The 13,715-nt window shown below is 67.7% G+C and carries 7 protein-coding genes; 4 read left to right on the top strand and 3 right to left on the bottom strand.

All coding sequences use genetic code 11. The features are described 5' to 3' along the window. Window positions 1-82 precede the first annotated feature (82 nt). From SOM08_RS17330 to SOM08_RS17315, 4 genes are read left to right on the top strand one after another with little or no spacing between them, the layout of a single operon-like run. The gene (locus SOM08_RS17330) at window positions 83-991 is read left to right on the top strand and encodes a hypothetical protein (protein ID WP_322469380.1); all 909 of its coding nucleotides are present in this window, start codon (window positions 83-85) and stop codon (window positions 989-991) included. Between the two features lie 45 nt (window positions 992-1,036). Next, on the top strand, window positions 1,037-4,867 hold the full coding sequence (locus SOM08_RS17325; protein WP_322469379.1) for a calcium-binding protein: 3,831 nt from the start codon (window positions 1,037-1,039) through the stop codon (window positions 4,865-4,867). 28 nt (window positions 4,868-4,895) lie between these two features. After that, a complete protein-coding gene (locus tag SOM08_RS17320; RefSeq protein WP_322469378.1) occupies window positions 4,896-7,136 on the top strand; it encodes a type I secretion system permease/ATPase in 2,241 nt (746 codons plus the stop codon). A gap of 10 nt (window positions 7,137-7,146) precedes the next feature. Next, window positions 7,147-8,574, top strand: a complete 1,428-nt coding sequence (locus SOM08_RS17315) for an HlyD family type I secretion periplasmic adaptor subunit (RefSeq protein ID WP_322469377.1) — start codon at window positions 7,147-7,149, stop codon at window positions 8,572-8,574. Here the strand turns inward: SOM08_RS17315 and mdoH are convergent, their stop codons facing one another. The 3 genes from mdoH to SOM08_RS17300 form a co-directional block, all read right to left on the bottom strand. After that, window positions 8,575-10,533 (bottom strand): glucans biosynthesis glucosyltransferase MdoH, encoded by a 1,959-nt coding sequence (mdoH, locus tag SOM08_RS17310; RefSeq protein ID WP_181936578.1) that lies wholly within the window; start codon window positions 10,531-10,533, stop codon window positions 8,575-8,577. Then, a complete protein-coding gene (locus SOM08_RS17305; protein ID WP_116960860.1) occupies window positions 10,530-12,089 on the bottom strand; it encodes a glucan biosynthesis protein in 1,560 nt (519 codons plus the stop codon). Before SOM08_RS17305 ends, mdoH begins: the two co-directional genes overlap by 4 nt. 191 nt (window positions 12,090-12,280) lie before the next feature. Next, window positions 12,281-13,690, bottom strand: a complete 1,410-nt coding sequence (locus tag SOM08_RS17300; protein WP_322469376.1) for a sigma 54-interacting transcriptional regulator — start codon at window positions 13,688-13,690, stop codon at window positions 12,281-12,283. Window positions 13,691-13,715: the final 25 nt, after the last annotated feature.

The following is a 13,715-nucleotide window of genomic DNA, read 5'->3' as shown; positions in this document are numbered from 1 at the left end:
CACCGTGCTCATACACCGCGCGGTAGACAGTGCGGCGCCCACGTATCGTCGCGCGCTTGATTTTTTGAAAGGGAGTTTTGTCTTGACGACATCGAACAACAAAGCGGGCGTCGCCAAGTTTGGCGACGAGGTGGTAGCGGCCAAGCCGCGTCGGCGTATCGGCCGCTGGCTGCTGGGATTGCTGCTCATCGGCCTGCTTGCCATCGCGGCGATCGTGGCCATCTGGTTGCACAAGGCCCAGCGCATCACCTCGCGTATCGAGAGCCATGTGGCCTCTCAGCCTTACCCGGGATTCGCCATTGGTGATTTGGGCGGCATGCCGGTGAAGATGCCGCGCTACATGGCTGAGCTGCTGGAGTACGACGGCGACCCGGGGTGGGCACCCGCACCGGACTGGCGCCCGCCGGTGCGCACTTTCGAATCGAAGATCAACAGCTTCGGCTTCTATGTGCGATTCCCGGATGGCCAGACACTGGATTCGTGGGAGCGGCGCGAGGAGAAGCGGTTGACGCCGCCTTGGGAGGATCGGTGGATCAGTGTGGGGGTGAAGAGCAGCAAGCGATATCCCAGGGACGGTTTTCTGGACGTCTATGTCAAACGACGCCTTCTGGATCACTCTGGAAAAAGTGTCAATCACCGCTACTTTCGCCAGGCTGAAAACGAACATGACCTGGAGGTGTTTCGGCTGACTCCGCCCCCAGAAGGGCCTGATCCGACCAAGACGCTCGTGTCCGAGGAGTTCGTCGGGCGCGATTCGACTGGCAAAGTGATCAGCACTCTTGATTGCACTGTCTCCTTCGATGCGAACAGGTCTAGGTGTTCCCAGGTCTGGTCCATGGAAACACAGGAACTTCGAGTTCAACTGACGGCAAGCTACCGCCGTCCCCTGCTACAGCACTGGCGCGAGATTCAACCCATGGTCACCCAGATCGTTCTGGGCTTCCGGCACGACCCCAGCAAGTCCGAGAAAGCGCCCTCTGCACCGCGCTGACCCATTCACTCATCACCTCAACCACCAACGCTCAGGAGGAAACCCATGTCACAACCGCAAGCACTGACCACCGCGCAACTTGAAGCCTACTCTCAGCAACTTGCCAACGGCACGCTGGCCAATGTGGAGCAGGTTTATGCCGATCTCTACAGCAAGGGCTACAGCTACGCCGGCTGGGCCGGTGGGGTCGCGAGTGAGAGCACCATTGCCGGCGTGTCAGCGGTGAACTTCCTGACGGGCACGGCCATGATGGGGTGGGGCGGTGAGCAGTGTCGTAACTTGCCAGAGGCGACACTGGATTCGATTCGAATGCAGATGGCGACGCGCTACGTCGATGTCCTCATCCGATATGCAGATCGTGATGGCGGGGTGCTTTCCAGCGACATCGACTATCGCGATACAAAAGAAATTCACGAAGCTGTCTTCGCAAACCACAACCTCTCCCTCGACAACTGGACCCTCAACACCCCCATGGAACTGGTTCGCCAGACCCAAGGCGATGAGGCGGTTGAGGCCCTTTGGGGAAAGGTTCGAGACACCGGTGGCGATGGTTGGGACGCGCTCGCCGTAAATTTTGAGCTCTATCACATCGTTAGCTCGCTGAGGTTTGACCCTACCTATCAAGAACAGGCACAAACATGGATTGACGAGGTTCCGGGTTTCGCGAACTTCGAAGAATGGGGCCGGCTGATCGATACGGTGAAGGAGTGGCTGAACAACACGCAAGTCGGTCGCATGTGGAATGCCATCCACCAAGTCATCGAAAGCGACCCGCTCTTCCTGGTCAATCCCCTGCTCAACACCGCGTTCACTTCCGCCCGAGCCGTCGTTCTTCAACGCGACCCGCTGGTGCTGGACCTCGACGGCGACGGCCTGGAACTCTCTGCCGCCAGCGGCAACGTGCTGTTCGACCACAACGCCGACGGCATCAAGACGGGCACTGGCTGGGCGCGCCCCGACGATGGCTTGCTGGTGCGCGACCTGAACGCCAACGGCAGCATCGACTCCGGCCGGGAACTCTTCGGCGTGGACACGGTGAAGAGCAACGGCCAGATGGCCACGCAGGGCTTCGACGCGCTGGCTGATCTGGATTCGAACGCCGACGGCCAGATCACCAGCGCGGACGCTGCCTGGGCCCAACTGCAGGTCTGGCGCGATACGAACCAGGACGGCATCAGCCAAAGCGGCGAGCTCAGCGGGCTCGATGCGTTGGGCATCACGCGCATTGGGCTCAACGGCAGCGCCAGTGGCCCGCAGGCGGGGCAGACGATCAACAACAACCGGGTGGCGCTGAGCACCACGTTCACGCGCAATGGGGTCAACCGCACGGTGGGGGCGATCGACCTGGAGGCCAATGGCTTCTTCTCGCAGATCCCGCCAGAAGTGGTGGACGAGGCGGGCAACCCGGTGGTGATCACGCAGGCGGCGCATGCGCTGCCGCAGATGAACGGCTCGGGGATGGTGAGGAACCTGAGGGCGGCGATGAGCCTGACGGGCGCGCAGGCCGATGAGCTGGAGGCGGCGGTGGCGGCGTTCGCGGCAGCGGGCACGCGGGAGGCGCAGAGGGCTTTGCTCGACAACCTCATCACCGAATGGGCACGGACCTCGAGCTACTGGAGCAGCCTGGAAGGCTACCTGGGGGGCGCGGTGACGCTGACGCCGCCGGCGGGCATGACCGGTGAGCAGTACCGCAACATGATCGGCGTGCTGGAGGCGTTCAATGGCAGCCGGTTCTATGCGCAGCTGGGCAGCGCGATGCCGGCGGGGCAGTCGGGCAGCACGGTCAATGGAGTGACGGGCTACTCCATCAACCCGGCGGCGCAGCAGGTGGCGTTCTTGCAGCAGGCGTATGAGGCGCTGAGAGAGAGCGTGTATGGCGCGCTGGTGATGCAGACGCGGCTCAAGCCGTATCTGGATGCGGTGGAGCTGACGGTGGATGGAAATGGCGTTCATTTCGACACCTCGGGCCTTCAGGCGCTGGCGCTGCAAGGAGCGCAGACCGATGCGCTCAATGCGATCAAAGACCTGACGGACCTTAGGCGCTATGGCAGTGAGGTTCTGAAGGGTGTGGGGTGGGCGTTTGAAGACACCATGGCCGCGGTGCTGACGTCGGTGGAGATTACGCCGGACGTGATGGCCTTGCTGACAGCGGAGAGGCTGGCATGGATGGGGACGCAGGCCACGTCGTTTACCGTTTCGGCCGCGCAAGCCGGGTTCACGGTGATTGGCAATGCGCTGGACAACAGCATCGCTGGCAACGCCGCTGGGTCCGAGTACCTCCATGGCGGTCAAGGCAACGACACGCTGACGGCGGTGGGCAGCTGGGACGTGCTCGACGGCGGAGCGGGGGATGACGTGCTCAAGCTGAGCAACGGTGCGGAGCAGTCCACCACGTTCATTGGTGGGGCGGGCAACGACACCATGACGGGCGGCGGCTACAACGACACCTATGTGTTCAACCGGGGCGATGGCTCGGACACCATCACCGACTACGGCACGCACGGCACGAGCAGCATTTACCTGGACCAGCTCAGCTTTGGTGCAGGCATCGCCGTGAGCGACGTGGGAGCGCGCCGGGTAGGCGTGGATCTGGTGGTCACGGTGGCGGGTGTGCCGGGCGACCAGATCACGATCAAGAACTGGTTCAGCGAGGTCAATGGCTTCTACCGCATCGAGCAAATCAACTTCGCTGACGGGACGGTCTGGACCCACAACAACCTGGCGCAGCTGGCGCTGGCCACGACGAACACCGGCACGGCCGGCAACGACACCATCAGTGGAACGGGAACCTACAGCGACCGGCTGATTGGCCTGGAGGGCAACGACACGCTGACGGCGGTGGGCAGCTGGGACGTGCTCGACGGCGGAGCGGGGGATGACGTGCTCAAGCTGAGCAACGGTGCGGAGCAGTCCACCACGTTCATTGGTGGGGCGGGCAACGACACCATGACGGGCGGTGGCTACAACGACACCTATGTGTTCAACCGGGGCGATGGCTCGGACACCATCACCGACTACGGCACGCACGGCATGAGCAGCATTTACCTGGACCGGCTGAACTTCGGCCAGGGCATCGCGACCAGCGACATCGGCGCGCGTCGCGTGGGCGTGGATCTGGTGGTCACGGTGGCGGGTGTGCCGGGCGACCAGATCACGATCAAGAACTGGTTCAACGATGGCAGCGGCTACCAGCGCATCGAGCAGATCGGTTTCTCGAATGGAACGGTCTGGACGCACAACGACTTGGCACAGCTGGCGCTGAGCACGAGCAACACCGGCACGGCTGGCAACGACACCATCAGCGGCACGCTGCACTACAGCGATCGGTTGATGGGCGGTGAGGGCAACGACACGCTGACGGCGGTGGGCAGCTGGGACGCGCTCGACGGCGGAGCGGGGGATGACGTGCTCAAGCTGAGCAACGGTGCGGAGCAGTCCACCACGTTCATTGGTGGGGCGGGCAACGACACCATGACGGGCGGTGGCTACAACGACACCTATGTGTTCAACCGGGGCGATGGCTCGGACACCATCAGCGACTACGGCACGCACGGCACGAGCAGCATTTACCTGGACCAGCTCAGCTTTGGTGCAGGCATCACCGAAGAGGATCTGTGGTTCTCCCGCTCAGGCAATGACTTGCGGGTGCAGGTGCTCGGTGATGGCGGTCAGGTGCAGATCACGAACTGGTACGCCGGCTCCAACTACCTCATCGAGGAGATGCACCTGAGCGACGGCCAGAGGCTGCTGTTCAGTCAAGTCGACTCCCTCGTCAACGCGATGGCCGCCTTCGCTCCACCCGCACCGGGCCAGACCTCACTCACGCCCGAGCAGCAGGTCGCCTTGACTCCGGTGATCGCGGCAGCCTGGAACTGACGACAAGAACCCTTGGGAGGAGAACAGCATGTCGGACCCGACGCTGGAGGCGCCGGACGCCTCGGGGCCCGCGCGCGCGGAGGGCGCGCCGCCGCTGCCGCCAAGGCGCGCCACCGAGCAGGACAGTGGCATCGCCTGCCTGGTGATGATCGCCCGACTGCATGGCGTGGCGGCGGACCCGGACCAGATCGCGCACGAGTTCGCGCACGATGGCCGTGCACTGGACGCGCAGGGCCTGCTGTTGGCTGCGAGGAAACTGGGGCTGGTGGCCAAGCGCGTGCGCGTGGATCCGGTGCGGCTGGCGAAGACGCCCTTGCCGGCGATCGGGATCGGTGCGTCGCGGGCCAGCAGTGCGCAGCACGGTGAACCGTGCAAGGGCGCCACCGGCGACACCAGTTTTTTCCTCCTCGCCCGCATCGACGAAGGCCGCGCCCTGATCCAGTCTCCCACTGTTGGCCGGCCGGAATCCCTCAGCCTCGACGCCCTGCGGGCCCAGTGGTCCGGCGAACTGATCCTCTTCACCTCGCGCGCCTCCATCGCGGGCGACATGGCGAAGTTCGATTTCACCTGGTTCATTCCCGCCGTGGTGAAGTACCGCCGCCTGCTGCTGGAGGTGCTGGGCGTGAGTTTCGCGCTGCAGTTGTTCGCGCTCATTACGCCGCTGTTTTTCCAGGTGGTGATGGACAAGGTGCTGGTTCACCGCGGCTACACCACCTTGGACGTGATCGCCATCGCCTTCGCGGTGGTGGTGGTATTCGAGGTGATGCTGGGCGGCTTGCGCAGCTTCGTATTCGCGCACACCACCAGTCGCATAGACGTGGAGCTGGGCGCCCGTCTGTTCCGGCACCTGCTGGGCCTGCCGCTGCAGTACTTCCAGGCCCGGCGCGTGGGCGATTCGGTGGCGCGCGTGCGGGAGCTGGAAAACATCCGCGCCTTCCTCACGGGCAACGCGCTCACGGTGGTGCTCGACCTGCTGTTTTCCATCGTCTTCCTGGCGGTGATGGCGTACTACAGCGGCTGGCTCACGCTGATCGTGCTGGCCTCGCTGCCGTGTTACGTGCTGGTGACGGCGGTGTGCACGCCCATCCTGCGCGCTCGCCTGCACGAGAAGTTCAACCGCGGTGCCGAGAACCAGGCCTTTCTGGTGGAGACCATCAGCGGCATCGACACGGTGAAGGCCATGGCGGTGGAGCCGCAGTGGACGCGCCGCTGGGACCAGCAGCTCGCGGGCTACGTGTCGGCCAGTTTCCGAACGGCCACCATCGGCACCTTGGCCAACAGCGGGGTCACGTTGATTTCCAAGGCGGTGACGGTGCTCACGCTGTATTTCGGTGCGCGCTTCGTCATCGAGGGCGATCTGTCCGTGGGGCAGCTGATCGCCTTCAACATGCTGGCGGGCCAGGTGGCGCAGCCGGTGATGCGCCTGGCCAACCTGTGGACCGACTTCCAGCAGACCGGCATTTCCGTGCAGCGCCTGGGCGACATCCTGAACGCTCGCACCGAGGTGTCGGGCCAGAAGGCGGCGCTGCCGCCCCTGGCGGGGCGGGTCACGTTCGAGGGGGTGCACTTCCGCTACCGGCCCGATGGGCCCGAGGTGTTGAGCGACCTGTCGCTGGACATCGCACCCGGCACCGTGGTGGGGGTGGTGGGGCGTTCGGGTTCCGGCAAGAGCACCCTGACCAAGCTGGTGCAGCGCCTGTACGCGCCCGAGCGCGGGCGGGTCCTGGTGGATGGCATCGATCTGCTGATGGCCGATGCGAGTTCCCTGCGCCGCCAGGTGGGTGTGGTGCTGCAGGAGAACGTGCTGTTCGCGCGCAGCGTGCGCGACAACATCGCCCTGGCCGACCCGGGCGCGCCGCTGGAAGCGGTGGTGCGCGCCGCTCGCCTGGCGGGGGCGCATGAGTTCATTGCCGAGCTTCCCGAGGGCTACGACACGATGGTGGGTGAGCATGGTTCCACCCTGTCCGGTGGGCAGCGGCAGCGCATTGCGATCGCGCGCGCGCTCATGACCAACCCGCGCATCCTCATCCTGGACGAGGCCACGAGTGCGCTGGACTATGAAAGCGAGCGCATCGTGCAGCAGAACATGCAGCGCATTGCCCAGGGGCGCACGGTGATCATCGTGGCGCACCGGCTGAGCGCGGTGCGCGACGCGCATCGAATCGTGGTGATGGAGCGCGGTCGCATCGTGGAGTCGGCCACGCACGCCGAGCTGCTGGCGCGCCCGGGCAGCCGTTACGGCCAGTTGTGGCGTCTGCAGCAGGCGTGAAGGGATGGGCATGAAACTCCGTCTGCAATGGCAGGCCCTGCGCGATCTGCTGGGCCGCCACCGCGCCGTGTGGCGCCAGGTCTGGGCGCAGCGCGCGGCGCTGGACGCGCCGCCGCGCCCGGCGCACGAGACCCAGTTCCTGCCGGCCGCGCTGGCCCTGCAGGAAACCCCCCTCTCGCCCGCGCCGCGCCTGGCCATGGGGCTTGTTGTGGCCTTCCTGCTCATTGCGCTTCTGTGGGCCACGTTCGGGCGCATCGACGTGGTGGCGGTCGGACAGGGCAAAGTGGTGCCCAGCGACCGAACCAAAACCGTTCAACCCCTGGAGGCCGCCATGGTGAAGGCCATCCATGTGCACGATGGGCAGTTCGTGCGCGCGGGCGAGGTGCTGATCGAGCTGGACCCCACGGCGTCCATGGCCGACGCCGATCGGCTGGCGGCCGAGCACACGGCCGCGCTGCTGCAGCTCATGCGTGGGCAGGCGCTGCTGATGGCCTTGGACGGCTCTGGTGCCCCGAGCCTGCCGCCGCTGAGGGAGGTGGATGCCACCCGCCGCCAGGAGGCCGCCCGCTTGCTGCAAGGCCAGTACGCGGAGTACCAGACCCGCCGCGAACGGGTGGCGGCCGACACCGCGAGCCGCGAGGCCGAGTGGCGCGCCACGCAGGCCTTGGTGCGCAAGCTGGAGCAGACCTTGCCCATTGCCACCCAGCGCGCGCAGGACTACCGCAACCTGGTGGCGCAGTCCTTTGTGTCCCACCACGGCTACCTGGAACAGGAGCAGGCGCGCATCGAGATGGAGGCCGACCTGGCCGCGCAGCGCAACCGCCTGCAGGAGATTGCCTCCTCGCTCGACGAAGCGCGCGCGCAGCAGCGCGCCTTGACGGCTGAGACGCGCCGAACCGCGCTGGACAGCATCGAGCAGGCCCAGCAGCGCCTGGACGCACTGGCGCAGGAGCGCATCAAGGCCGAGGCACGGGGCCGACTCACGCGGCTCACCTCACCCGTGGACGGCACGGTGCAGCAGCTGGCGGTGCACACCGAAGGGGGCGTGGTCACACCCGCGCAGTCGCTGATGGTGGTCGTGCCGGCGGACCAGCCGTTGGAGGTGGAGGCCTTCTTCGAGAACAAGGACATCGGCTTCCTGCGCCAAGGCCAGGTGGCGGAGGTGAAAGTGGAGACTTTCCAGTTCACCAAGTACGGCACGCTGCACGCCGAACTCGCCAGCGTCTCGCACGACGCCATCAGCGACGAGCGGCGTGGCCTGATCTACGCCAGCCGCGTGCGTTTGGCGCGCACCAGCCTGGACGTGGATGGCTCCGAGGTGCGCCTGTCGCCCGGCATGGCCGTGAGCGTGGAGGTCAAGACCGGACAGCGCCGGGTGATCGAGTACTTCCTGGCGCCGCTGCTGCGGCACACCGACGAAAGCCTGCGCGAGCGCTGATCAAACCGCCTTCAGCGCCAGCCGGCTCGCGTGCTTCCACGCGCGGCGCAGCACGGCCGGCGACCAGGATTCCTCGGGGATCAGCAGCACGCCGCGCGCGCGCATCCATTGGCCCAGGTCCACGTGGCTGGTGGCCACGGTGAGCGGGATGGCCAGCAGCAGCGGGAGGGCCACGGGGGCCAGCCACAGCAGCGCGGCGGCGTTGAGCAGCGCCACGCCCGCGCCCATGAGGGCAATGACGGCGGTCATGGGCGCCAGGCGGCGGGCGGCATCGCCCCAGCTCACGCCACTGGCCTCCCGCGGGGGCGACTTCCACTCCAGCTTCAGGCCGGTGAGGGCCACCAGCACGAACAGCGAGTGCGCGAGCATGCGGATCGGCGCCTGCAGCACGGCCAGCAGGGTCTCGGCAACCGCACTGAGCATGAGCGTGCCCGCGCCGCCGAACTGGCGCTGCTCGCGCTTGAGGAAGACGGCGATCAGGCCCAGCACGCGCGGCATGAAGAGCAGGCACAGCGTCCAGACCCACAGGCCGCGCAGTTCGGCGGGCAGGGCCTGCCAGTCGGGCAGCAGGGTGCTGTCGGCCACCCACAGGGCGGTGCCGATGGTGAGGAAGCCCAGCCACAGCGGCGCCGACAGGTAGGACATGGCGCCAATGGCGAACATGCTGCGGTGCACGCGGTGGATGCCGGGCTCGGCCATCAGGCGCGCGTTCTGCAGGTTGCCCTGGCACCAGCGGCGGTCGCGCTGCAGCTCGCTCAGCAGGTCGGGCGGCTGCTGCTCGTAGCTGCCGTGCAGGTCGGAGACCAGCCACACGTGGTAGCCGGCGCGGCGCATCAGCGCGGCCTCGACGAAGTCGTGCGACATGATGCCGCCCGACATGCCGCCGGTGCCCTTGATGGGGGCCAGCGCGCAGTGCTTCATGAAGGGCTCGACGCGGATGATGGCGTTGTGGCCCCAGTAGTGGGACTCGCCGAGCTGCCAGAACTGCATGCCCAGCGTGAACAGGCGGCCGGTGACGCGCGAGGCGAACTGCTGCGAGCGCGCGTGCAGCGTGGCGTGGCCCACGGCCTGCGTGGCGGTCTGGATGATGCCGGCGCGCGGGTGCGCTTCCATCAGCTTGACCATGTCGACCAGGCAGCGGCCGCTCATCACGCTGTCGGCGTCGAGCACGACCATGTAGCGGTAGTCCTTGCCCCAGCGGCGGCAGAAGTCGGCCACGTTGCCGGCCTTGCGGTGGCTGCGGCGCGTGCGCAGGCGGTAGTAGACCTCGATGGAGGGCAGGCCGCTGGTGGCCAGGGCGCTGCGCAGGCTTTCCCAGGCGGCGCGTTCGGCGCGCTGGATCTCGGGGTCGTAGCTGTCGGACAGCACGAAGACGTCGAACACCTTCGATTCGCCGGTGGCGGCGAGCGATTCGCAGGTGGCGCGCAGGCCCGCGAAGACGGTGGCCACGTCCTCGTTGCAGATGGGCATGATGATGGCGGTGCGCGCCTCGGGGTTCATGGCGTGGTCGCGCACCTCGGCCGCGCGCAGGGTGTGGCGGTCGCCGAAGATCGAGACCCAGAAGCCCATGAGCGCGGTGACGAAGCCGGTGAGCACCCAGGCCGAGAGGACCACGAACAGGGTGAGCTGCGCCACGCGCAGCAGGCCGTTGCCGCTGGTGGGCTGCAGTTCCCAGAACATCAGGCCGGCCATCAGCGTCCAGGCCAGGGTCAGGGCCACGAAGATCGCGCGGCGCCAGTTGGCGGCGTTCTGCCAAGGCTCCAGCGGCGCGCCGGCGCGCGCGGGCGCCTGGCCCTGGGCATAGGGCGGCAGCAGGCCGCTGGCCGTGCTGAGCAGCACCGTCCCGATGCTGTTCCAGAAGCCGCGCCAGGGGCGCGGCGCCATGGAGCCGCGGTTGATGGGGGGCGCGGTCACCGCGTTCGGGTGGCGCTCTTGCCGCAGCAGGCTGCGGGGCTTCATTCGGGCAGCAGAAGTTGCGTCCATGTTTCGCTCACGGTGTGTTGCTGGTGTTGCAGGAAGGCGCGCAGTTCGACCGGCTGGGTGGGGTCGATGCGCTCGACGCGCAGGCTCAGGCGCCAGGTGCGCGTGGCCGGGTTGGGGTAGGCGATGGCCTCGAGCACGCGGCCGTTGGCATTGGTGCTGACCTTGGGCTCGACGCTGGCCCCAGCGGGCAGGGCGTCCAGCGCGGGGCCGGCGAAGTCGAGCACGAACTTGGGCTGGGCGGCCTGCTCGGCGGCGCTGAGCTTGGTGTAGCCATAGCCGCGGCGACTCTGCGTGACCCAGCTGGCGGGCGGGCGCTGCTGCTCGTCGCCCTGCCAGGACAGGTCGTAGCGCAGCTCCAGCGGCTGGCCGGCCACCAGCGGCTGCGCCGGCACCCAGTAGGCGACGATGTTGTCGTGCGTCTCGTCGGGCGTGGGCAGCTGCACCAGCTCCACGCGGCCCGGGCCCCAGTCGCCCACGGGCTGCACCCAGGCGCTGGGGCGGCGCTCGTAGCGGGCCTCCACGTCCTCGTAGCTGGCGAAACGGCGGTCGCGCTGCATCAGACCGAAGCCGCGCGGGTTGCTGGTGGTGAAGGAGCTCACGGCAATGGCTTTGGGCCGCTGCAGCGGGCGCCACATCCACTCGCCCTCGCCGGTGACCAGCATCAGGCCGTCCGAGTCGTGCACCTCGGGGCGGAAGTCGCCCGGCAGGGGCTGGTTCTCGCCCGACAGGAACATGCTGGTGAGCGGCGCGATGCCCAGGGTGTTGACCGGCGCGGCGCCTTCGCGCGCGAACAGGCGCAGGCGCACGTTCATGGTGGTGGTGAACCCGGGGCGGATGACGAATTCGTAGGCGCCCGTCACGCGCGGCGATTCGAGCAGGGCCATCACCGTCACCTCGCGCGCATCGGCGCTCGGGCGGCGCAGCCAGAACTCGCTGAAGCGCGGGAATTCCTCGCCGTTGCCGCCCACGGTGTCGATGGCCAGGCCGCGCGCCGACAGGCCGTAGCCCTGTTGCGCGCCGAGGGCGCGGAAGTAGCTCGCGCCCAGGAAGACGGCCAGCTCGTCCTTGTAGGCGAGGTTGTTGAGCGGGTAGTGCAGGCGCAGGCCGGCGTGGCCCAGGTCGCCCCAGCCGCTGGTGTCGAAGCCGTTCTTGCCGAAGTGGAAGTCTTGCGCGCGGTAGGGCAGGGCGCGCACCTGGCCGTCGGGGGCGACTTCGTGGATGCGCACCGGCTGGGTCTGGTACAGGCCCAGGTGGAAGTACTGCACCTCGAAGGGCAGGTTCAGCTCACGCCAGGTGGAGCGCTCGGTGCGAAAGCGGATGTCGCGCAGCTGGTCGTAGGTGATGTCGGCCAGGGCCGGGGGCAGCTTGTCGCCGCTTTCGCGCCAGGGCTCCGCGGCGCGTGTCTGGGCGAGGTGGGAGAGCTGCTCCCAGCTCAGGGCCCGGGCCGGCGAGGACACCAGCGCCAGCGCGGCCAGCAGGCCACCCAGGCGCCAGCGCAGGGCCGGCAGGGGAAGGGAAAAAACCAAAGGCATGCCCCCTTGAGGGCAAGGCCTGTGCCAGTGGGGGAAAAGCCTTTTAAATCAATGGCTTGGATGGGCCTCGACGGGCCGGTCGGCCACCCAGGGCGTCGGCACTAGGGTAAACCCGCGTTTTTTGTCGCCGACCGGCGACAGGGGGAGGGGGGTGCCCAAAAATATCGAAAAGAATCAACGATCTTTTCGTGTCACGTATCGGCGACAGCCTCGTCACCCCCGGCCTCGGGGGCGCCGGAGCCGTCGCTCTTGAACAGGCCCGGGGTGAGCGCGTGCTTCTGCAGCAGGCGATAGAACTCCGTGCGGTTGCGCTGGGCCAGGCGGGCCGCGTCGGCGACATTGCCGTCGGTCATCTTGAGCAGGTCGACCAGGTAGGCGCGTTCGAAGCGCTGGCGCGCCTCGGCAAAGCTCAGCACCTCCATGGTGGGCGTGCGCAGCGCGCGCTGCACCAGGGCCAGCGGCACCAGCGGCGTGGTGGACAGGGCGCAGACCTGCTCGACCACGTTGTAGAGCTGGCGCACGTTGCCGGGCCAGGTGGCCATGGTCAGGGCCTTGAGCGCCTCGGGCGCGAAGCCCGAGCTGCGCTTGCCGTACTTGGCCGCCAGCTTGGAGAGGAAGTGATTGGCCAGCAGCGGGATGTCCTCGCGCCGCTCGGCCAGCGTGGGCAGGGTGAGCGTGACCACGTTGAGGCGGTAGTACAGGTCTTCGCGGAACTGGCCCTCGGCCATGGCGACCTCCAGGTCGCGGTGCGTGGCCGAGACGATGCGCACGTCCACCGGCACCGACTGGCTGGAGCCCAGCGGGCGCACGGCGCGCTCCTGCAGCACGCGCAGCAGCTTGACCTGCAGGGCGGGTGGCATGTCGCCGATCTCGTCGAGCAGCAGGGTGCCGCCGTCGGCGGCCTGGAACAGGCCCTTGTGGTTGGCCACCGCGTCGGTGAAGGCGCCCTTGACGTGGCCGAACAGCTCGGACTCGAGCAGGGCCTCCGGGATGGCGCCGCAGTTGACCGCCACGAAGGGCTTGCCGGCGCGCGCGCTGGCCTTGTGGATGGCGCGCGCCAGCATTTCCTTGCCGGTGCCCGAGTCGCCGCGCAACAGCACGCTGGCGTCGCTCTGCGCGACCATGCGCGCCTCGGCCAGCAGGTCGTCCATGCGGTTGGAGCGGCTGACGATGTCGCTGCGCCAAGCCTCGTCGGCGCGCCGCGACGGGCCGGCGGGCGTGCTCAGCGCCAGGGCCTGGGTGATCTTGTCGAGCAGTTCCTTGGCCTCGTAGGGCTTGGTGAGGTAGCCGAACACGCCGCGCGCGGTGGCCTCCACCGCATCGGGAATGGTGCCGTGCGCGGTGAGCAGGATGACCGGCAGCGAGGGGTGGCGCGAGCGCACCTCGGCGAACAGGGCCAGGCCGTCGCGGCCGGGCAGGCGCACGTCGGACAGCACCAGCTGCGGGCGCTCGATTTCCAGCTGGGCCAGCGCGGCCTCGGCCGAGCCGACCGCCGTGACCTGGTAGCCGGCCGCGCCCAGGCGCATGGACAGCAGGCGCAGCATGTCGGGGTCGTCGTCGACGACCAGGATGCGCGACCGGTGGTGGGGGACGTCGCTCATGGGATGTCCTTCGCGTGACGCGCTG

The sequence above is a fragment of the Hydrogenophaga sp. SNF1 genome, assembly GCF_034421675.1.
GTDB classification, from domain to species: domain Bacteria; phylum Pseudomonadota; class Gammaproteobacteria; order Burkholderiales; family Burkholderiaceae_C; genus Hydrogenophaga; species Hydrogenophaga borbori.
Note: the sequence above shows the minus strand (reverse complement) of the source record. Positions and strands in the feature narration are given on the sequence as shown.

Coding starts and splice junctions, on each gene's coding strand:
- SOM08_RS17325 (WP_322469379.1), top strand. CDS start 1,037: ATGTCACAACCGCAAGCACTGACCACCGCGCAACTTGAAGCCTACTCT.
- SOM08_RS17320 (WP_322469378.1), top strand. CDS start 4,896: ATGTCGGACCCGACGCTGGAGGCGCCGGACGCCTCGGGGCCCGCGCGC.
- SOM08_RS17315 (WP_322469377.1), top strand. CDS start 7,147: ATGAAACTCCGTCTGCAATGGCAGGCCCTGCGCGATCTGCTGGGCCGC.
- mdoH (WP_181936578.1), bottom strand. CDS start 10,533: ATGAAGCCCCGCAGCCTGCTGCGGCAAGAGCGCCACCCGAACGCGGTG.
- SOM08_RS17305 (WP_116960860.1), bottom strand. CDS start 12,089: ATGCCTTTGGTTTTTTCCCTTCCCCTGCCGGCCCTGCGCTGGCGCCTG.
- SOM08_RS17300 (WP_322469376.1), bottom strand. CDS start 13,690: ATGAGCGACGTCCCCCACCACCGGTCGCGCATCCTGGTCGTCGACGAC.